The sequence below is a fragment of the Lentzea sp. HUAS TT2 genome (genome assembly GCF_051853195.1).
Lineage (GTDB): Bacteria > Actinomycetota > Actinomycetes > Mycobacteriales > Pseudonocardiaceae > Lentzea.
The window spans coordinates 5,277,887-5,297,828 of the sequence record NZ_CP196667.1 but is presented as its reverse complement, the minus strand read 5'-3'; the positions used below and the strand labels follow the sequence as shown (position 1 = coordinate 5,297,828).

The following is a 19,942-nucleotide window of genomic DNA, read 5'->3' as shown; positions in this document are numbered from 1 at the left end:
GTCTCGTTAGGAGGGTGGCCCTGAGCTGCGCGTTCACGCCCGTCAGCGAGAACGTTGACGCGTTGTAGACGGGCACTTGCTTGTCTGGCGTCGCGGCGAGGTGCCGCAGCCGGACGGAAGGCCCCGAACCATGAGCACCTGCACCTTCACCGAACCTCCCACGCCCGTGACGTCCGACCGCGTCCAGGTCGCCGTGCACGTGCAGGACCACGTGGTGGCGAGCGAAGTCGTGCCGCACCTGGCCCAGTCGCCGGAACTCACGATCGCGTCCGGCGACGCCCGCGACCTCGCGGACGTGGCACTCGTGTTCGCCGACCACGTCACCGACGCACTGGTGGACCAGCTCGCGGCGATGTCCCATCGAGCGCTCAACCCCGCGCAACGCACCGTGCTGGTCGCCGGGCCGTTGCGCGAACGCCACCTGGCGCAGATCTTCGCCGCGGGGGTCGTGGCGATCCTGCCGAGGAAGAACATCACCCCGCGCCAGGTCACCCACGCGCTGATCGCGACTTCGCACGGCCGGGCCGTCCTGCCGGACAAGCTGACCCGGTGGCTCGCCGACGAGATCCGCTTCCTGCAGACCGACCTCCTCGTCACCCAGGGCCTCGCCGCCGGCGGGCTCACCGCGCGAGAGGTCGACGTGCTGCGGCTGATCGCGCAGGGCGACGACACCGCCCAGATCGCTCAGCAGCTCAACTACTCCGAACGCACCATCAAGAAGGTCATGCAGGAGGTCATGAGCCGTTTGAAGCTCCGCAACCGGGCACACGCCGTCTCGTACGCCCTCCGCGTGGGCGCGATCTGACCGCTGCCCGCACGGCGATGATCGTCGCGCTTCCTGTGCCCGCAACGGATCCCGCGACCGGCGACGCGACAGACGAGGAACAAGATGAACGACCGCAAGACCGTGCTCAACGCCGGGGAGCACCTGTTCGAGCAGTCCCTGGTCTCCCCCACCGGAACGTACGCCCTGGAACACCGCGCTGACGGAACGCTCGTGTTGCGGGACAACAGCTCTGGCCGGGACGTCTGGCGGATCGGTGAGCCCGTGCCGCAACCGGGCTGGCTCTGCCTCCTGGCAGAGGGCCTCCTGGTGCTGCGGTCAGCCGCCGGAGTTCTCGTGTGGACCTCGGAACGGATCGACCACCGGGTGACGGCGGCGCTGGTCCGGGACGACGGACGACTGGTCCTCGTGGACGCCGACGGCAACCAGCGCTGGAGCAGGGACCCTCTGGACGATGCCGGTCTGAACCACTTCCCGCCCGCGGAAGGTGACCTGTCCGTGACGCCGGACGGCACGTGCCCGCTCAGGACGCCTTCGCAGTCAGGCCGAGGATGTCGAGAAGTCTGGTCGCGCCGGGTCGGTACGCCGGGAGCCGTTGTCTCGCTCGGGCAGGACGGTGTGCTGAGCGCGGGTACCGACTCGACGGTCCGTCAGAGGTGGACCGGCCGCCCGCGGCTCGACCCCTCCTCCGCCGAGGAAGCCCGGCTGGTCCAGTCCGAACGCGAGTTCACGCGGGCAGAGGCGCGGGACAAGGCCAGGACTGTGCGGCCACGCGGTACGGCGCCGGACTGGTACGACTCGCTGGAGCTCTCCGGCTTCTTCACGATCACGTGGGTGCAGGGCGTCGACGGACGGGAAGCGCTGTCCCGGCTGGGTGCAGAGGCGGACATGATGACAACGATGACGTACGACGAGGCCGTCTCCGCCGCCTGTCCCGAGAACTCCGCCAAGCCGGGCAGCGCCCTCGCGGTACCCGTCGACGGCTGGGTCCTGGTGATCGAGCCGAACGGTGTCCTGGGCAAGGAGCGGGCCGCTGAGATGTCGGCCGGCACACAGGCCGTCGTCTACCACGAGAGCGGGCAGGGCGGTCACTTCTCCTGGCACCGCGACGGTCAGCCGCTCACGGCGTACGACGAGGACGGTTCCCCGCCTTTCCTGGTGGAGATCGCGTGCCTCGTGACCGGAACCGCGCCCAGGCCAGAGGACTTCGGGGAAACCAACCTCGGAGCCGTCTCCCCCGGTCGGCGGTGAACACGTCCCAGCCGGGACAGCAGCAGTACTGTCCAATTAGGATGATCATGAAGCCGCGCACAACAGCTCAGCGTTTCTCTGCAGGTGTGCCTACCTGCGAAGACCCGAGAGTGCGACAAACTCGACCCCTGTGGTCACAGGCAGGTCGGCGCGTTGCGTTCGAGTGCGGTGCCACCGCACTCTCGGTGCGTGCCGAAGACATCCGCCGCTGACAACGCATCAGATCCGAAGGTCTCCGACCTGCCCTGCTTCAGCCTCTTCGCGGCAGCACGCGCTGTCGCGAACCTCTACCGCCCGTTACTCGACCGGACGGGCATCACCTACCCGCAGTTCCTGCTGCGGAGGTCCCGTCCGGACGACGAGGAGTCCACCGTCCTGCGCGAGCTGCGGCAGCGAACCGCGGTCTGAGGAGATCCGCACACTCCTGGCGGCCCGCTGACAGCTCTCCTGGGTGGTCCACATCGGACTCGATCGCCACGCGGCGGCCGGGCTTCCTCGACTCCGGACGGTTCCGGATCGAGAGGGGTCGCGGCTTGTCGCTTCGGCGAAACCCGTTGCCGCGCAGTACAATCACCCACATGTGGCCTCTCGTTCGATGTTCCGGCGAGGAGACCGTTGTTTCGCGACCGGGTCTGGCGTTCACCGTGTTCGGCACGGTGCGAGCATGGCGGGACCGAACCGAGCTCGATCTCGGGTCGCCGCAGCAGCGACTCACCCTCGCGGTCCTGCTCCTGGCGGAAGGCCGCGTGGTGCAGGCCCCGGAGATCATCGACGCCCTCTGGGGAGAGAGCGCTCCCCCGACAGCGCGGGGGACCATCCGCACGTACGTCTACCGGTTGCGAAAGCTCCTGACCGGCGACACCGACACGGCGGTGCTCCGCTCCGAGGGCAACGGGTACCAGCTGGTGCTGACGGAGGAGCAGCTGGACCTGAGCCGTTTCCTCGGTCTGGTGCGCGCCGCGGAGGCGTCCGCCCACGACCGTCGGCGGGCAGTGGGTTTTCTGCACGCCGCCCTGGGTGAGCTGCAGGACGAGCCTCTGCGAGGACTCCTGGGCGAGTGGGCCGACACGGAACGCCGGCGGCTCGGTCAGCTCGCCGTGCGCACTGTCGAGCTCCTGTCGGAGCACCAGCTCGACCTCGGCGACCGCGTCGACGTCCTCGAGCAGCTGACCGCGGTGTCCGAGGTAGAGCCCCTGAGAGAACGCGTGCACGAGCTGCTCATCCGGGCGTTGTGCCGCGAAGGCAGGCCGGCGGAAGCGCTCACCGTGTACGACAAGTTGCGCACAACGCTGCGCGACGAGCTCGGCGTGGATCCGAGTCACGCTCTGCGCGAGCTGTACGCGAGGGTGTTGCGGGCGGACCCGTCCCTGTCCTCGGCCACCGCCGCTCCGCCGGAGCGCAGCGCACCCTCGGCACGTTCCGCCCCGATGCCGGCGGCTCTGACGGTGTTCGCCGGACGTGAGGCCGAGTTGCGGGAGCTGAACTCCGTCCTGGACGACGCGTCGGCTCCGAGGACGATCGTCGTGCACGGCACCGCCGGAGTCGGCAAGACCACGTTCGTGGTGCAGTGGGCCAGTCAGGTCGCCTCGTCCTTCCCCGACGGTCAGTTCTACGTCAACCTGCGCGGGTTCGAGACAGACGACGCCGCCCGCGAGCCCGCCGACGTGCTGCACGAACTGCTCGACGCGGTGGACCTGCCGTCCGCGAACAGGCCCTCCGGGCTGGACGGTCTGAGCGCGCTCTACCGCAGCGTTCTGGCCGATCGCCGCGCGCTCGTGGTGCTGGACAACGCGCGGGACACCACGCAGGTCATGCCCCTGCTGGCGGCGGCACCCAGGTGCGTGGTGGTCATCACCAGCAGGAGGGAGCTGACCGCGCTGGTCGCGTGCACGGGAGCGCACTCCGTCAGGATCGGGCTGCTGGACATGGAGGAGTCGGTGACGTTCATGGCGAGCCGGCTCGGTGAACAGCGCGTGCGCGCAGAGCTCCCGGCGTTGCGGACGATCGCCACGATGTGCGCCCATCTTCCGCTCGCCCTGGCCGTCGCGGCGGCCCGGATCTCGAGCAACCCGCAGCTGCGGTTGTCGGACATCGCGGACCAGCTCGCCACCGATGTCGAACCCGGCTTGGACTTCCTGTCGACGGACGATCCGCGCAGTGACGTTCGCACGGTTCTGTCGTGGTCGTACCGAGCGCTGGGTCCGGAAGCAGCACAGGTGTTCCGGTTGCTCGCGCTCCTGCCGCTGAGCCGGACCACCACGCCCACGGTCGCGAGCTTGACGGCGCTGTCGCTGTCGCGCGCCAAGGCGGCGCTGCGTGAGCTGAGCGCCCTGTGCCTGATCAACGAGGACGCGCCCGGCCAGTTCAGCTGGCACGACCTCCTCAGGGAGTACGCCGCCGAAGTCCTGGCGGAAGCGGTCGGCGAGGAGGAGCAACGGGCAGCGTGTCACCGTCTGCTGGGCCACTACGTCGTGCTGACCCGAAGCGCGTCCTTGCAACTGATGGCGACCGACGATCTTCCCGCTCTCCCGCAGATTCCCCCTGGCGTGACCGCGCAGGCCGTCAAGGACCTCTTGCCGGCGTTCGACATGTTCACCTCCCAGCGGGGCACGCTGCTCCTGCTGTTCGACTTCGCCACCCGGTGGCGCCTGGAGTCGCTGTCCTGGCACCTGGCCTGGTACCTGCGCTACTACCTCGACGTGGCGTTCCTGTGGGACGAGATGACGGCGATCAACGAGATCGCCCTGGCGTGGGCCGGGAGCGCGGGCGACCACGTGGCGGTCGGGTACACGCACCGGAGCCTGGCGCGGGCCGCCGCGATGAGAGGTGACGTGAAGTCCAGCGCGCGACACCTGAAGACCGCGATCGAGGCGTTCCACGAGAGCGGCGACAGCCAGGCAGAGGGCTACGCACGCCTGCAGGCCGCCAACTGGCTGGTCTACGTCGGCCAGGCCGAAGCGGGACTCGACCACGCGCGGCAGGCCTGCGTCCTGTTCCAGGAAACGGCCTCCCGCCACCAGGAGGAGGCACTGCGGGACTTCACCGCCCTCACCCACGCGAAGGCCGGGCGCTACGGCGACGTGGTCGACACCCTGCGCAGAACCTTGACCAAGGACTACGACTCGGGCGCGACGCTCAGGCTGTTGCGCAAGATCGAGCACCTGACCGACGCGTACGAATGGCTGGGTGAGTACCACAAGGCGGCAAAGCTGCACGAGTCCTCGCTGAAACTGATCCTGGAGCTCACCGACGCGGACTGGGCGCGACTCCCCTACAGCTTCGAGGAGCAGTTCACGACCCAGAGCTTCCTGCTGGCCCGCACGCTCTACATGGCCGGTGAGACCGACCGGGCACTGGTGGTGCAACGAGAAGCGCTCCGAGGACTTCACTCGTTCTTCCGGAAACACCACCTGTCGATGGCGTTCCAGCGATCCGATGCCGCCGTCGCCAGAAGTGCCTTCGCCAGGCTCGAAAGCGTTCTCGCCGACGAGCAGGCCGGTCACCGGTGGTTCGCCGCAAGCCTGCGGGCGGTGGACGAACTGGCCACCGTGATGACACGTGTCACGGATGAGCCGGCATGTGACACCACCGCCCGGATCAGGCGCTAGTCACCGGTGATGACACCGATCGCGATACCGAGCGTGATCGTGTTGTACACGAACGAAAGCACGCCGTGTGCCAGCACTCGTGCTCGAATCGCCGGGCCGTTCGTCTCGACGTCCGACACGGCGAACGTCGTACCGACCGTGAAGGAGAAGTAGGCGAAGTCGGCGAAGGTGGGCCGCGGTGACCCCGGGAAGACCAGGACCTCCTCGGGCAACGCCGCGGAGTACGCCTGCGCGTACCGTTCGGCGTAGCCGAAGTGCATGATCGCCCACGCCAGCAACACGGCGGGCACCGAGATCATCTTGTTCTGCAGGTCCGTGAGGTCGCCTCCTTCTTCGGCGCCCATGACGATGTTCAGCCCGCCGGTGATGCCGACGATGCCGCTGAAGAGCGTGAACATCAGACCCGCGCGCGGGCCGAGTGCCAAGCGCAGCCAGTCGTCGGACTGCTTGCCCCGCCTGCTGGCGCGCACACGAGTGACGCGGATGCCGAGGTAGACGAGAGCGAAGACGTCCCACGCCGCCGTCCACAGCGGGTTCGTCGAGACGAAGACCATGATGCCGAGTGCGATGAGCACCACTTCGATGACGCGGGACAGGACGAACCGAACGCTCTTGATCACTTGGGTTCCTTGGTCTCACGAGAAGGACCCGCACAGTCAAGACCCCAGCCGGCCCGGAAGTCCATTGAGGACCGAAAAGGGAGCGATCTTCGTCTCTTTGGGACCCTTCGGTCCGGGAGAGTCGTTGGGATACAGCGGATGCACTGCCCCTGCGGACCTGAGATCAGGGCACGCGGGGACATCGGATCGTGCCGGCACTTGCACCCGCCGCACCCGGACCAGAGGCTGTCGTCAGCAGCACCTGCCCCCAGGCACCCTGTGCGCCGGCGCAGATCCCCCTCCGGCACACAGGGCCGCGGCGTGGAGCCGACACGATCAGCTCCACGCCGCATCACACAGCAGGATCGTTCAGAGGGTGCGGAACGCCTTCACCTCGTGGCTCGGGTAGCTGTGGAAGTTCTGGGCAGGCTCGATGAGGATGAGCTGGGTGCAGGCCTTGTCCCCGTACAGCGCGGTTCGACGCTCGGTGGCGTTGATGAGCCCCTTGGCGACGAACGGCAGAACCGTGCAGCTCGTGCTCGGGTCGCCGTACTTCTCCGGCACGGTGTCCCGTTCTCCCTCAGGTCTTCTCCGTGATCCCCCCACGCTCTGGCCGTCGTCCGGGTCCAGCACGATCGGCCGTGAACCGCGAGGGACACGAAGACGCCGAAGGCCCGCTCACTCCTCTTCGGACTGAACGGGCCTTCGCGCCGGTCTGCGTGCCACGAGCAGCACCTGAACCGAGCGGCTCCCTACCGCACCGACGATTCTGGTGGCAGGGAGGCTCTCCCGGCATCGGGAACTCGGGCCGCGTGCACTCCGGTGCCCGGATCCGTGCACCGCGGTGTACGGATCCGGGGCATCACCCCCGTCTTCCGGCGGAAGTGCGCGCGGCATCCCTGCGGAGACGTAGCGTCCACCCGTGTTGATCGGTCGTGAGTGTGAGCTGCGGACCTTGGCACAGGCGCTGGACCGCGCGACAGCGGGGCACGGAGACGTCATCGTGCTCACCGGCCCGCGGGGAGCGGGCACGACGTCACTGGCCGACGCGGCGGTCGATCTCGCTCTCGCCAGGGGCGTTCCGGTGTTGCGCGCGGGCGGACCGCTCATGTGGGTGCAGCTGGCGAGGGACAGAGAGGTGCCGGACGAGATCGTGGTCCGTCTCCTCGGCTCACCGACGCCGCTGGAGCTCGACGACATGGCCCAGCGGATTCTGTCCAGGGATCCGCTGCTCATCGTCGTCGACGACGTCGACGGAGCAGGGGGCGCCGAGCTCCTGTCGTTCGTGGCGGGCAGGGCCGGCGCGACCAGGACGGTGGTGGTCGGCACCGCCCGCACGTCCCTCGGCGTCGGGAGGGAGGTCGTCCTGGGCGGCCTGAGCCCTGAGGAGCTCGACCGCGTCCTGCCGTCCTCACTCGCGTTGTGGACCGCCTCCGGTGGTCTTCCCGGGGTGGCGCTGGAGCTGTCGGCCCTCGGAACGTCCCTTGTGGACATCGCGTTGAACGTCCCGTCGGCGAAGGAGTTCCTCGAGTTCGACGGTGATCTCGTGCGGTTGCTCGAACTGGCGGTCTCCCGGACGACGGGACCGGTGCGCGCCCGCCTGCTCGCGAAACTCGCCCGCCTGCTGGCGAACGACGCCTCCACCGGCGACCGCAGACGAGAGCTCGTCGCGGAAGCGCTCAGGCTCGACCCGCGGAGTCCGGACGTCCTCGACGCCCGCCTGCACGCGCTGTGGGACCCTGCCGGAGCCCAGGACAGGGTCGACACCGGCCGGCGCATCGCCGAGCTGGCGGCTTCCGGCGCGATGGCGCGCAAGGGGTTGTTCTGGCAGTTCATCGGTCTTCTGGAACTAGGCCGTGTCACCGAGGCCGAGTCCGTGCTCAGCCGGTTCCACTCGGCGGCGGACAGAGCAGCCGACGGCCAGGACGTGGTGAAGGCATTGAGCCGGTGGGCCGTCCTCGCCGCGCTGCGCGGCCGTTTCGGCACCGCCACCGACCTGGTCGCCGAGTTCGAGGCGGTCGGCGTTCGCCTGGGTGTGCCCGACACCCGGCGGCTCGCGGGCTCCGTCCTCGGCGGCATGGTCGCCGTCGCCGTGCTGGACCGGACTCGTCTCGCCAGGGGCGTCAGCGATCTCACCTTGCTCGCCAGGACGTTTCCCGGCCACTACTACGAAGCGAGTGCCGCAGGTCTGCTCGTGCTGCTCGGCAGGATCGACGAAGCCACCGCGGAACTCCGCCGCGTTCTTCCCGCGGTGTTGTGCGGCACCGGTCCCCGCTGGCTCTCCGCGATGGCGGACCTCGCCTCCGTGGCGGTGGCCGCACGCCAGGAGGACGCTGCAGGAGCGCTTTATCGCGGACTGCTGCCCTTCTCCGGCCGGTTCGTCGTCTGGGCGGGTGCGGGCGTGGTGCGCGAGCCCGTCTCCTACTGGCTGGGGCGGCTCTCGGTCGTGCTCGGCCGCACCGCGCAGGCCGTCGGCCACCTGAGGGCAGCGGCGGACCTCGCGAGCCGGGCAGGCGCGTTGCCCGCACTGGACCTCGCGGAGACGGCACTCGCCGAGCTCTCCGTTCCCGCTGACGCCCCGTCCCCCGGCAACTGGCACTTCGTCCGGGACGGCGACGACTGGCTGCTCACCGCCGACGCGGAGCACGTCCGCCTGCGCGACCGCCGCGGACTGCACTACCTGCGCGCTCTGCTTTCCGCACCGGGAAAGGACATTCCCGCCCTCGACCTCGCCGCGGGCGGCTCCGGTCTCGTTGCCGCCACCACCACGCCACTGCTCGACAGGACCGCACTGCACGCGTACCGGGCGCGGCTCGACCAGCTGTCGGACGACGACCCGGAGCGCGCCGTCATCCTCGCCGAACTCCGCCGGGCCACGGGTCTCGCGGGCAGGACCAGAGCCGCGTCGTCCGAAGCCGAGCGGGCCAGGGTGAACGTGACCCGCACCCTTCTCTCCGCCCTGGACCGGATGGCGGTGAAGGCGCCCTGTGCCGCCGCACACCTGCGCGCGTCCATCCGCACCGGCCTCGCCTGCCGCTACGACCCCGTTCCCGGTGGCCCGGCGCGGTGGCGGCTGTGAACGAATCGTTCCACCGCGATTTACGCCTTCCGGGCATGACTGAGTTCGACGACCTGATCGCACAGTTCTGGATACTCGGCTCGATCGGACGGCTCGCCGAACGGGGTCTCCTCTACCGTGCGGCCGCCCCCGACGACGAGGTGTCCGCCCTGGGCCAGCAGCTGCTCATCGACACGGGCTGGCTGCTGACCGATCCCCTCCGCCCGAGCGCACGCCTGCTCGCCGCACCACCTCCCGGCGTTCCGACCAGTGCGCTGAGCGGCTACGTCCGTGAGCAGATCGCCCGCATCGGCCGTTTCGCCGAGGGAGCTCCTCCCGGGTGGAGCGAGCCCAACCGCGACCACATCCGGTGGCGGGGACGGGCCAGCGGCCTGATCGCCCAGGGCATCGTCGAACGCTGCTGCCCGGACGTCCTCCAGCGAGCGACCGACTTCCTCGACGTCGGCACCGGCGCGGGCGGAATCGCGATCCGGCTCTGCGAGGCGTCACCGGGGCTTCGGGCCGTCGGGCTGGAGATCAGCCCCGCAGCGCTCGACGTCGCCCGCGTCGACGTCGAGGCGGCGGGGCTCGCCGACCGCGTCGAGATCCGCGACCAGTCCGTCGCGGATCTCACCGACGTCGAGGCGTACGACCTCGCCTGGCTCCCCCAGCAGTTCATCCCGAGGGGTGAGCTGCTCGAAGCCCTGCCCCGCGTGCTCCGATCGCTTCGGCCGGACGGCGCACTGGTCGTGGCGCTCGCGCCGGAGAACGACCTGCCCAACCTCTTCTCCGGTGGAGGCACGCTGCCGGCGGAGGAGGCCGTGAAGCTGTTGGAGGAGGCCGGATTCCACACCGTCGAAGTCCACGACGAGGTCGTCACCGGACGTCGCTGACGGTATGCCCTCCGGCCTTCAGACCACAGCGAAGTGGTCCGCCTCGATGAAGTCCCCCGCACGCCGGGCGACCTCGGCGGAGAAGGCCAGAGCCGCGTCCAGCGGGCGGTGGTGGATCGCGGCGCGCACGATCAGGCCGGCGTTGTTCCTGGTGAGGACCGTGACACCCCGCATCGCCGTCCCGCCCAAGGCCTCGGCCTCCCACTCGAGATACGTGCGGTCACCGTCGGACACCTGGTTCGTGAAGTCCAGCGAGTCGTAGATACCGCTCGCGATCTCGAGGACGCGCGCGACCCGGTCCCGGCCGGTGACGGGGCGGCGCAGGACGCTCGCCTCCAGGACGACGTCCTCGGCGAAGGTGGCACCGAAAGCGGTGGAGGACCTCGTCTCGAACGCGGTGGCCCAGTCCGACTGCCGGTCCTCAGGGCCCTCGTTGTTCTCGGCCATCGCTCTTCTCCATCCCCATCACGGATCCCGGACATCGTTGCTTCAGTTGAAGATCACGCCGCGGCAGCGTCAGACGGCGACGGCCTCGACCACGGAGAGCGGCCCCTTCGCGGGAAGGATGCGCGCGAGCCGCAGCCCTGCCTGGTCGAAGATGCGGCCGAACTCGTCGGCGGTGCGTTCCCTGCCACTGACAAGCATCATCATCACCAGGTCCAGCAGCTTCGCATCGTCCGGCTGGTTTCCGGGTTCCACCACGGCGTCGAACACCGCGATCCTGGCACCCGGCGCCATCGTCTTGCGGCAGTTGCGAAGGATGCGCACGCACTCCTCGTCGCTCCAGTCGTGCGTGATGTACGACAGCACGTACAGGTCACCGTCAGCGGGAACCTCTTCGAAGAAGTCACCGGACACCTCGGACCAGCGCTCGGACGCGATGTCCTGGGGCGTCTCGCCCGGCAGCACGTGCGCCTGGTCGAACAGGACCCCGCGCAGGCCGGGGTTCTCGAGCAGGATGTCCCGCAGGAAACCGCCGGTCCCACCGCCGACGTCCACGACCGTGCCGGTCTCCGGGAAGTCGTACTCGTCCAGCGCGAGCCGGCGAGCGGCGCCGGAGAAGCTGCCCATGCCGCCGTGGAACTCCGCCCCCGCCTCGGGATTGCCCGCGACGTAGTCGAAGTACCGCGTGCCGAACAACGCCGGGAATGACGCCTTCCCGGTCTGGAGGCAGTCCCCCAGTTCGAACGCGCTGGACCAGTGCGTGTGCATGGTGCTCATGACGACACCCCACCGCGCGGAGTACGGGGAGTCCGTTCGCAGGCCCTGGCCCAGTGGTGTCAACGAGATCCTGCCGTCCTCCTCCTGGTGGAACACGTCGATCGTCGCCAGCAACCGGATGACCCGGTGCAGGAAGTCCGCGTTGGTCCCCGTCGCCTCCGCCAGTTCCTCCACGGGACGCGGATCGTCCCCGAGGTGGTCGGCCACGCCCAGCTGAGCCACCGCGCGCAACGCGGCGGCCTTCAGGTAGGAGTGGGCTTCCGAGATGAGGTACACCGTGGAGGCTTCCGGGGTGATGACCCCGCCCGAACTGCTCACGAGCTTTTCCCGTCGTCGTTCCGTGTCACCGCGCCTCGCGACGCAAGCGCTTTCCAACGGTGAGAAGCCTAGGCGTGCCAACGATTCTCGCAACGCCAAAACCGGAAGAGGACGACAATCGGGCGCGTCGAACTCCAAGGTGGACACCGGCCTTGACAACACCCGCGAAAGTCCGCACAGGACAGTCAGGACTCAGGGGTCAGATGATCCGGTGCTCGATCGTGCCCACGCCGTCGATCACGAACACGACCAGCGCCACACGGTCGATCAGGTGCAGCACTTCCCCGAACGAGGCGACCAGCCCGAGGACGTCTCCGCCCCGAGCACGAGCGCGTTGAGCACGATCAACGCGGTTATCGTCTTGGTGAACCACGGTTCGTTGACCAGAACGCGAAGCCTCGCATGGGGAAACAACGACCCACCGCGTGATCATTGTCCGAGTGCGACGATCCGAAGCGGACCACCTTGTGCGAAAGGTCTTTGTTCAAAGCACTCGTCGCACCTGGTGCGGGGCAAGCCGTTGACTTCACCGAGGTCGCTCTGGCACAGCGAGCGCCGTGCGCGGCCGAACGGCCGGAGCCAGTGGTGCAGATTTTCGCTCCCTCCGCGAAGAACACGCAGGTCGCATCACCACGTGAAACCCCGCCTCGTCTTGTTTGGCAGCACGAGGCCGGCGGACGGGCACCATTGCGGCGCAAGGAACACAGACATCGGAGGCTCAAATGAAAAGCTCACTCGCCGTCCTCTTCGCCGCGGCGATGGCGCTCGCGATCACCCCGGCGGCCGGCGCGACGGGATCGACGTCACTGGTGGCGCTCGGCGACTCGTACGCATCGGGCACCGGCGCAGGGTCCTATCAGGACGGAACCGCCGGAAACTGCTGGCGCAGCAACAACTCCTACGGCGAACAGGTGGCCACCCGTCTGCGTTCCGCCGGCAAGCTCAGCTCGTTCAGCAACGTGACCTGCAGTGGCGCCACCACCGCGGACCTCGCCCAGCCCTTCAAGAACCGTCCCACCCAACTGGACGCGCTGAAGAGGAACACCACCCTGGTGCTGCTCACCGCGGGCGGCAACGACATCGACTTCTCGACGTACGCGGGGATCTGCCTCCAGGGCGACTGCACGGGTGCTCCGACCGAGGCGACGCTGGCGAAGCTGCCGCAGATGGGCCACAACGTGACGGGCCTGCTCACCGAGATCCGCAAGCGCAGCCCGTACGCGCGAATCGTCGTCGTGGGGTACGGCCGCCAGGTGTCCGCTTCGACCACCCTGCCGGCTGTCCCGCTGGACCCGATCTGCGCCGACTCCGTTCTCAGCGCCGCCGAACGCCGCGACGGCAACAAGGTCGCCGACGGCATCGACGCCACCCTCCGTTCCGCAGTGACCAAGGCGCGCGCCCGGGGCGTCGACGCCACGTACGCCAGCCCGTTCTCCCGCCCGGACACGTTCGACGGCCACGCGCTGTGCGAGTCCGGCACCCCGTTCCTGCGCGGGTTCGACGCGCTGGCAGCGGGCCAGGAAGGGCCGGAGGCGGTGTTCCACCCGAACCAGGCTGGACAGACGGCACTGGCCTCGCTCGTCCGCACCCACAGGTAGCGGTCACGCCCCTGCCTCGGGAAGACCGGCCGATAGCATCACCGCATGGCACATCTTGCGCATGTCGGCGCTGGAGGGGTCAAAGCGGAACTACCCGGCCTGGCGTTCACCGTCCTGACCTCGGTGCGAGCCTGGAGAGACGGCACCGAACTCGATCTCGGATCTCCTCAGCAGAAGCTCGCCCTGGCCGTTCTGCTGCTGGCGGAGGGCCGGGTGGTGCCGATCACCGACGTGGTCGCGGCGATGTGGGACGTGGACGCTCCGCCGGCGGCACGCGGGACGGTGCGCACGTACGTCCACAGGTTGCGCAGGGTCCTCGGTGTCACCGAGTCCGGCGAGCCGGTGCTGAGGTCGTCCGGGGGCGGCTACCAGCTGCAACTCGCCGACAGCCAGGTGGATCTCGGTCGCCTTCGGACTGCGGTGCTGGCCGCGGACAACGTTGACGACGTCGAGCGTCGCGTGGCGCTGTTGCGCGCGGCGCTCGACGAGTGGAGCGTCGAGCCGCTCGCGGGGCTGGACGGTGCGTGGGCCCAGGGCGAGCGTCGTCGTGCCGTGCGGCTGGGCGTTCAGGCGGTGGAGTCGCTGGCGGAACTCGAGCTCGGCCGGGGCGAGCACACCGCGGCGCTGGAGCGCCTTCGCCAGATCGTGGAGCTGGAGCCCCTGCACGAGCGGGCGCACGAGTTGCTGATGCGTGCGCTGTACCAGTCCGGTCGTCGTGCGGACGCGTTGGCGGTGCACGAGCGGCTGTCCGCGACGTTGCAGGAGGAGTTGGGGGTCGAACCCGGACCAGGCCTGCAGGCGTTGTACGGGCGAATGGCGCGGTCCGACCCCGCTCTGCTGCTGCCGCACGGTGCTGTCACGCCCAGGCCGACGCAGGTGCTCCCGACCCAGTTGCCGCCGCCGCTGGGGGTTTTCACCGGTCGTGAGCTGGAGTCGCGCGAACTCGGCTCGCGGTTGGCCGAGGATCCGCCGCCCGCGGTGGTCGTGCACGGCACGGCAGGGGTGGGCAAGACGACGTTCGCCGTCCAGTGGGCGAACCAGATCGCGCCGCGGTTTCCCGACGGGCAGCTGTACGTGAACCTGCGCGGTTTCGACGCGGACGGCTCGGTTCGCAAGCCCGCGGACGTGGTGCGCGAGTTGCTCGACGGCCTGGGACTGCCGAAGCAGGGACGACCGGACGAGCTGGACGGGCTTGCTGCGTTGTACCGCAGCGCGGTGGCCGATCGTCGGGTGCTGGTGGTCCTGGACAACGCCAGGGACAGCCGGCAGGTGCTGCCGCTGCTACCGGGGTCACCGAGCTGCCTGGCGGTCGTGACCAGCCGGTCGGAGCTGACCGGGCTGGTGGCGTCGACCGGTGCCCACACGATGAAGATGCGGATGCTCGACACGGCGGAGTCGGTGGCGTTGATGGCGCGGCGCCTCGGTGAACGCCGGGTCGCGACGGATCTTCACGCCGTGCGGTCGATCGCGAAGGCGTGCGCACATCTGCCCCTGGCACTCGCCGTGGCGAGCGCCCGGATCGCGACGAACCCGGCGCTGAGCCTGTCCGAGGTCTCCCGCGAGCTGATCGACCACGCGGAGCTCGGCCTGGACTTCCTGGCCGCCGACGATCCCCGCAGCGACGTTCGTTCGGTGCTGTCGTGGTCCTACCAGGCCCTGAGCGACGCGGCGGCGAGGGCGTTCCGGCTGCTCTCCGTGGTCCCGCTGAGCCAGGCCAACACCGCCGCGGTCGCAAGCGTGATCGGGCTGCCGTTGTCACGCGCGCAGGCCTTGATGCGCGAACTCGTGGCGGTCGGCCTGGTCGTGGAGGAACGGCCGGGCCGCTACAGCTGGCACGACCTGCTGCGCGAGTACAGCGCCGAACTGCTCCACGCCACCGAGAGCGAGGACGAACAGCAGGCAGCGCGCCACAGGCTGCTCGACCACCACCTCGTGCTGACGCACGGCGCGACCGTGCGGTTGTCCTCGGTCCAGGACCTGCCGGACTTGCCGGAGCCGGCACCGGGAGTGTCCCCCAGGCCCGTCCCGGACCACCGGTCGGCTCTCGAGATGTTCGCGACGGAGCACGACACCCTGACGGCCCTGGTCGACCTCGCCGAACAGTTCGGTTTCGAGGCGCACTGCTGGCGCATCGCCTGGCACCTCCGCTTCTACCAGGACTGGAACGGCCTGTGGGCCTCCATGCTGAGGATCAACGAGATCGCGCTGCGCGCGGCCGAGCGAGCAGGCGACGACCTCGGCATCGGCCATGCCCGGCGATGCCTGGCCCGCGTGGCGTCCCGGACCGGCCAGACGGAGCTGGCCCTGCGGCACCTCGACGTGGCCCTGAAGGCGTTGAGCGCGAGCCAGAACCGCCGCGCCGAGGCTTATGCGCACCTCCAGCTGTCAGGCGACCTCGTCTCCACCAACCAGGTCGACCGCGGCCTGACCCACACAGCTCGCGCCCGTGCCCTGTTCCGCGAAGCAGGCCCCCGCGCCGCGGAGTGCACGGTCCTGATGATCATCGCCTTCGCGAAGATGACCTCGGGGGCGTACCGGGAGGTCATCGAGCTGGTCAACAAGATCCCCGACTACGAGGACGGCACCACCTCCGTCGTCCAACTCTCCCTCGGCCTGGACCTCCTGGCCGACGCACACGCCTGCCTGGGCGAGTACGAGAAGGCCGCGGACGCCACCGAGCGTGGAATCGAGCTCCTCAGCGGGATGGAGGTCGCCGCCGGACCCCATCCCGCCTTCCTCAGCGACATGATCAGCCTGTCGATGTTCGTCCTCGCGCGATCCCTCTTCCTGGCAGGCCGGCACGAGCGTGCCGTCGCGGTCCAGCGAGAGGCCTACGCGCGCGTCCGCGCGTTCATCGGGGCGAACTTCAAGAACAACCGCATCCTGTGGGACCCCCACGGCCACCAACCGCAGCGACTGCTGGACTCCATTGATTCCCTGCTGGGCGAAGTCCAGCAGGGAGCGACGTGGTTCATGAAGAGCATCCGGGTCTTCGACGCGACAGTCAGCGCCATGGAGGACATCGGGATCGTGACCGACCTGATCAGCGTGCGCGACAGGAACCGCTCCATCTGGACAGACCCGCAGGAGACCGCACCGCCGGACCAGGACTCATGATCTTCAGGCGGCCGGCAGCGACAACGCTGACAGGCTCGGTCGAGGACAGGACCTCGGCAGGCGCGCTGTGCTTCTTCGTCTGTCAGGCCGAGCCTCCCGTTCGCTACTGACCGCGCACACCGGCCAGCAGTCCCGCTGCCAGGTCGAGCATGTGGTCGACGTCGTCGGCGAGGTACATCAGGTCCACCAGGACGTGCCGGACCTCGGACTCCGCTTCGACGCGCTTGATCAGCTCGACCACCTCCTCCACCACGGTGCTGGAACGGACGGACGGGTAGATGCGCAGGATCACGTCCAACTCGTCCGGATCACGGCCGGCTTCGGCCGCCATGCCGCGGATCACCGCCCAGGGCTCGTTCACCGCTGCCTGGATGTCCGTGGAACGAGGCGGTACCAACGCCGGTAACCAGCCATCGGCGCGGCTCGCGACACGGCGCATCGACGCGGGCGCGAACGCCGCCAGGTAGATCGGCGGGCGGCGCACCGGCTTCAGGGCGGCGTGGGTGGCGGGCAGCTTCCAGTGCCTGCCCTGGTACTCGGCGGGACCAGGTGTCCACAACTGGTCGAGCACGTCGAGGGTCTCGTCCAGGCGGGAGCCCCGTTCGGCCATCGGGACGTTCACCGCCTCGAACTCGTCCGGTGACCACCCGACTCCGAACCCCGGCACCAGACGTCCCCCGCTGAGGACGTCGAGCGAGGTGAGCATGCGACCGAGCACCACGGGCGAGTACCACGGCACGTTGAGGACATTGCTGCCGATCAGCACTCGTTCCGTGGCCGTGGCGGCCACGCTCAGCACCACGAACGGGTCGAGGACCGCGCGGAACTCGTCCGGGAACCTCTCGCCGCCGTTGTGGCCCAGGGCGGGGTTGACCGGCGACAGCAACCGGTCGATCACCCAGAGACTGTCTGCTCCCAACCGTTCCACTTCGCGCGCGTACCTCGCCACCTGCGGCGCCTGCCAGGCGACGCCCCCTGCTTGCGGCAGCGTAAAGCCGATCTTCATGTCACTCCCGAGGACTGACGCGGCCTCGTGCGAACGAGGTCCACTTCGGACGGTCGCCGCACGAGGCCGCGATCGGGCTGGGATCAGCGGTTCACCGAGTCGCGCACGTAGTCCGCGAGCGTGCGCGGCGCGTGGCCGAGCAGCTTGGTCATGATCTCGACCTCAGCCGGATCGGTCGCGATCGGCGCCGAACCGAGCAGTTCGAAGCTGCGGATCCAGTCCACCAGCTTCTGGCCCGACAGCCTGCGCTCGAACGCCTTGCGCCATTCCGGGTCGTCACCGGTGTAGACGACCTCACGTCCGAGCGCCTCGGCCCAGATCCGGGCGCTCTGCTCGCCGTTCAACGACTCCGGGCCCAGGAGCTGGTAGGAGCCGGCCGCGAAGTCCTTGTCGGTCAACGCGGTGGTGAGCACCTCGGCCGCGTCACGCAGGTCGATCCGGTTGACCCCATCGGAGTGCAGCGGCGTCGGGAAGACGCCGGCCTCGATGTCCGCGCGGAAGATCTCGTCGTTCTGGTCGAAGTTGGTGAGGCTGAACATCGCGGGCCGGGTGTCCGTGCTCGCCAGGAACGCCGCGAGCTTGAGCTTCGGGATGTAGGCCGGAATCGCGCTGCCCGCCGCCTCACGCGCGTCGTCGTCCTCGATGTGGAAGCCGCCGAAGACCAGGCGAGCGCCCGCGCGCTGAGCCTCCTCACCGAAGACCGTGGCGATCTCGACCTCGTTGGTCTCGTGCGGCGACACGTAGAACGCCGAGTCGACGCCCCGCAGCGCGGTCCTGACGGCCTCACGGTCAGCAAGATCGCCCTGCACGAGCTCGACCGTGTCGGGCAGGTTCGCCCGTTCCTTGTTGCGCACCAACGCACGCACGTCCACACCCCGGCGCACGGCCTCGTCCAGCACCAGGCCCCCCACGGTGCCCGTCGCTCCGATGATCAGCGTCTTGGTCATGTTCCCCTCCGTTGACTTTAAGTCAGTGACTCTTAATCAATGGATACAGCCTCGCTGACTTCGAGTCAATGAGCTGTTAGCGTGGAGCCATGACCCGCGCCGCCACCGCAGCCGCCACCAGGGAGAAAGTCCTGGCCGCGGCCCGTGAGCTGTTCATCACGTCGAGGTACGACGACGTCAAGGCAGCCGACATCGCACGCGCCGCCGGCGTCGCACACGGCTTGGTGTTCCACCACTTCGGCAGCAAACAGGGGCTTTACGGCGAGGTCCTGTGCACCATCGGCCGCGAGGTGCTGGACCTGCACGTGAAAACCCCGGACGTGCCGCTGGGGAAACGGATCCGCCAATCGCACGCGGCCCACCTGGCGTACCTCGCGACGCACCGCGAACTGGCGCTGAACCTGTTGCTGCAGTCGTGGGGCGTCGAGGAGTCGTTCGACCGCGTGCGGGACGACGGCAACCGGAACCTGTGCGAGAACCTGGGCCTGGACTTCGAAAGGCCGGCGGTCCGGGCCGTGCTGAGGATGTACACGACAGCGGCCGACCAACTAGCGCGCGACTACCTGCTGAGCGAGCACCCGTTCGACGAGAGCGTCGTCGTCGAGATGCTCATGACCGTGCTCGCGGGAGCACTGCGAGCGGCACAGATCGCCGACCCGTCCCTGGAGGTGGACCGGGTGATCGAGGAACTGGCTCGGCCGTAGTCGTGTCAGTTCTCCGAGTCGACCGGGACTGATGCACGGCACCTTCCACGAACTCCTCACCAGCCGCGACATGCCTCGAACGTTCAGCATGTCGAATGAAGCCGGACGCCGTGCGACACGAAGTTGGACTCCACGACGCCCGCACCCAACTCCGCCACCTCTGTCCCAAAGATCAGAAGCGACGGTCTACTGCCCGCGATCGGCGCCACTGTGGCGGCCGCCTTCCTGCCCCAGGCGCTGTCCGCGGTCAAGGCGTCGCCGGCCAAGCGGGCGACCGTCCCATCAGCCAGCACCGGGACCCGGGCGACTGACAGACGTGCGACCCGGCCGTCGTGCTGGTCGACCTCACCCGAGCCACTCGACCACGGCGCGCAGGACAACTTCGGTCCTAGCATCTACCGTTGCGGCGCAACGACTCCAGCATTCAGCTCGGTGACAACGGCGAGTCCGACCCGTTCGTCAGGGGCACCTACGAGCTGGTCTAGCCGCGGGTCTTGTCGGAGCTCCTGAGATCCTCGACGATCTGCTGCACGGCGTCCTTCACCTCGTCGGTCACCGAAACCTCGAACACCGCCGCCCGCACGTTCCACCGCCCAGCCACCGCGTGCAGCGAGTACGTCTCGCCGTCGACCGCGCCAGTGGTGCACGCCTTGGTCTCGACATCCAGCCTGCCGCCGGTGCAGAGCATCGGTGTCAGCCGTTCCGACTCCTCCGCGCTCGCGTAGGCGACAGTCCCCACGCTGAGCACCTTGCGTCCGGTCGAGACGAAAACATGACAACCCCTCGACCACCACAGCCGGATGAGGTTCGGCGAGCTGCGTGAGCGCGTTCCTGCCGT

At 69.0% G+C, this 19,942-nt stretch carries 17 protein-coding genes; 9 read left to right on the top strand and 8 right to left on the bottom strand.

Annotated elements, in window-relative coordinates:
• Positions 1-130 precede the first annotated feature (130 nt).
• From ACSHWB_RS26475 to ACSHWB_RS26460, 4 genes are all read left to right on the top strand, one after another.
• On the top strand, positions 131-805 hold the full coding sequence (locus ACSHWB_RS26475) for a helix-turn-helix transcriptional regulator (RefSeq protein WP_439655977.1): 675 nt from the start codon (positions 131-133) through the stop codon (positions 803-805).
• A gap of 84 nt (positions 806-889) precedes the next feature.
• Positions 890-2,035, top strand: a complete 1,146-nt coding sequence (locus ACSHWB_RS26470) for a DUF6461 domain-containing protein (RefSeq protein WP_439655976.1) — start codon at positions 890-892, stop codon at positions 2,033-2,035.
• A 189-nt stretch (positions 2,036-2,224) separates the two neighbouring features.
• Positions 2,225-2,443, top strand: coding sequence for a hypothetical protein (locus ACSHWB_RS26465; protein ID WP_439655975.1), 219 nt, complete (start codon positions 2,225-2,227; stop codon positions 2,441-2,443).
• 170 nt (positions 2,444-2,613) lie between these two features.
• A complete protein-coding gene (locus ACSHWB_RS26460) occupies positions 2,614-5,643 on the top strand; it encodes a BTAD domain-containing putative transcriptional regulator (protein ID WP_439655974.1) in 3,030 nt (1,009 codons plus the stop codon).
• Here the strand turns inward: ACSHWB_RS26460 and ACSHWB_RS26455 are convergent.
• Both ACSHWB_RS26455 and ACSHWB_RS26450 read right to left on the bottom strand, forming a co-directional pair.
• Entirely contained in the window at positions 5,640-6,263 is a 624-nt protein-coding gene (locus ACSHWB_RS26455) for a DUF1345 domain-containing protein (RefSeq protein ID WP_439655973.1), read from the bottom strand. The genes ACSHWB_RS26460 and ACSHWB_RS26455 overlap by 4 nt on opposite strands.
• 348 nt (positions 6,264-6,611) lie before the next feature.
• The gene (locus ACSHWB_RS26450) at positions 6,612-6,806 is read right to left on the bottom strand and encodes a hypothetical protein (RefSeq protein WP_439655972.1); all 195 of its coding nucleotides are present in this window, start codon (positions 6,804-6,806) and stop codon (positions 6,612-6,614) included.
• A gap of 358 nt (positions 6,807-7,164) precedes the next feature.
• Here ACSHWB_RS26450 and ACSHWB_RS26445 point away from each other — a divergent pair, with 358 nt between their 5' ends.
• Positions 7,165-9,321 carry a hypothetical protein gene (locus ACSHWB_RS26445; RefSeq protein WP_439655971.1) on the top strand — a complete coding sequence of 719 codons (2,157 nt, stop codon included), beginning with the start codon at positions 7,165-7,167 and terminating at the stop codon, positions 9,319-9,321.
• A gap of 35 nt (positions 9,322-9,356) precedes the next feature.
• The gene (locus ACSHWB_RS26440; protein WP_439655970.1) at positions 9,357-10,193 is read left to right on the top strand and encodes an SAM-dependent methyltransferase; all 837 of its coding nucleotides are present in this window, start codon (positions 9,357-9,359) and stop codon (positions 10,191-10,193) included.
• 18 nt (positions 10,194-10,211) lie between these two features.
• Here the strand turns inward: ACSHWB_RS26440 and ACSHWB_RS26435 are convergent, their stop codons facing one another.
• The 3 genes from ACSHWB_RS26435 to ACSHWB_RS26425 all read right to left on the bottom strand — a co-directional run bounded on the left by ACSHWB_RS26435 (position 10,212) and on the right by ACSHWB_RS26425 (position 12,105).
• The gene (locus ACSHWB_RS26435) at positions 10,212-10,640 is read right to left on the bottom strand and encodes a nuclear transport factor 2 family protein (protein ID WP_439655969.1); all 429 of its coding nucleotides are present in this window, start codon (positions 10,638-10,640) and stop codon (positions 10,212-10,214) included.
• Positions 10,641-10,709: 69 nt separating this feature from the next.
• On the bottom strand, positions 10,710-11,732 hold the full coding sequence (locus ACSHWB_RS26430; protein ID WP_439655968.1) for a methyltransferase: 1,023 nt from the start codon (positions 11,730-11,732) through the stop codon (positions 10,710-10,712).
• Between the two features lie 199 nt (positions 11,733-11,931).
• A complete protein-coding gene (locus tag ACSHWB_RS26425) occupies positions 11,932-12,105 on the bottom strand; it encodes a hypothetical protein (RefSeq protein ID WP_439655967.1) in 174 nt (57 codons plus the stop codon).
• 349 nt (positions 12,106-12,454) lie between these two features.
• On the opposite strand from ACSHWB_RS26425, the gene ACSHWB_RS26420 reads away from it, so the two are divergent.
• Entirely contained in the window at positions 12,455-13,330 is an 876-nt protein-coding gene (locus tag ACSHWB_RS26420; protein ID WP_439655966.1) for an SGNH/GDSL hydrolase family protein, read from the top strand.
• A 45-nt stretch (positions 13,331-13,375) separates the two neighbouring features.
• Positions 13,376-16,447: a BTAD domain-containing putative transcriptional regulator gene (locus ACSHWB_RS26415; RefSeq protein ID WP_439655965.1), complete on the top strand. Its 3,072-nt coding sequence runs from the start codon at positions 13,376-13,378 to the stop codon at positions 16,445-16,447.
• A gap of 103 nt (positions 16,448-16,550) precedes the next feature.
• Here the strand turns inward: ACSHWB_RS26415 and ACSHWB_RS26410 are convergent, their stop codons facing one another.
• Entirely contained in the window at positions 16,551-17,453 is a 903-nt protein-coding gene (locus ACSHWB_RS26410) for a TIGR03619 family F420-dependent LLM class oxidoreductase (RefSeq protein ID WP_439655964.1), read from the bottom strand.
• 83 nt (positions 17,454-17,536) lie between these two features.
• The gene (locus ACSHWB_RS26405; protein WP_439655963.1) at positions 17,537-18,400 is read right to left on the bottom strand and encodes an SDR family oxidoreductase; all 864 of its coding nucleotides are present in this window, start codon (positions 18,398-18,400) and stop codon (positions 17,537-17,539) included.
• Between the two features lie 89 nt (positions 18,401-18,489).
• Here ACSHWB_RS26405 and ACSHWB_RS26400 point away from each other — a divergent pair, with 89 nt between their 5' ends.
• Complete coding sequence (locus ACSHWB_RS26400) at positions 18,490-19,104, top strand: TetR/AcrR family transcriptional regulator (protein WP_439655962.1); 615 nt, start codon at positions 18,490-18,492, stop codon at positions 19,102-19,104.
• 481 nt (positions 19,105-19,585) lie between these two features.
• Here the strand turns inward: ACSHWB_RS26400 and ACSHWB_RS26395 are convergent, their stop codons facing one another.
• Entirely contained in the window at positions 19,586-19,843 is a 258-nt protein-coding gene (locus ACSHWB_RS26395; protein WP_439655961.1) for a hypothetical protein, read from the bottom strand.
• Between the last annotated feature and the right edge of the window lie 99 nt (positions 19,844-19,942).

Coding starts and splice junctions, on each gene's coding strand:
- ACSHWB_RS26415 (WP_439655965.1), top strand. CDS start 13,376: ATGGCACATCTTGCGCATGTCGGCGCTGGAGGGGTCAAAGCGGAACTA.
- ACSHWB_RS26435 (WP_439655969.1), bottom strand. CDS start 10,640: ATGGCCGAGAACAACGAGGGCCCTGAGGACCGGCAGTCGGACTGGGCC.
- ACSHWB_RS26405 (WP_439655963.1), bottom strand. CDS start 18,400: ATGACCAAGACGCTGATCATCGGAGCGACGGGCACCGTGGGGGGCCTG.
- ACSHWB_RS26475 (WP_439655977.1), top strand. CDS start 131: ATGAGCACCTGCACCTTCACCGAACCTCCCACGCCCGTGACGTCCGAC.
- ACSHWB_RS26420 (WP_439655966.1), top strand. CDS start 12,455: ATGAAAAGCTCACTCGCCGTCCTCTTCGCCGCGGCGATGGCGCTCGCG.
- ACSHWB_RS26410 (WP_439655964.1), bottom strand. CDS start 17,453: ATGAAGATCGGCTTTACGCTGCCGCAAGCAGGGGGCGTCGCCTGGCAG.
- ACSHWB_RS26400 (WP_439655962.1), top strand. CDS start 18,490: ATGACCCGCGCCGCCACCGCAGCCGCCACCAGGGAGAAAGTCCTGGCC.
- ACSHWB_RS26460 (WP_439655974.1), top strand. CDS start 2,614: ATGTGGCCTCTCGTTCGATGTTCCGGCGAGGAGACCGTTGTTTCGCGA.
- ACSHWB_RS26440 (WP_439655970.1), top strand. CDS start 9,357: ATGACTGAGTTCGACGACCTGATCGCACAGTTCTGGATACTCGGCTCG.
- ACSHWB_RS26470 (WP_439655976.1), top strand. CDS start 890: ATGAACGACCGCAAGACCGTGCTCAACGCCGGGGAGCACCTGTTCGAG.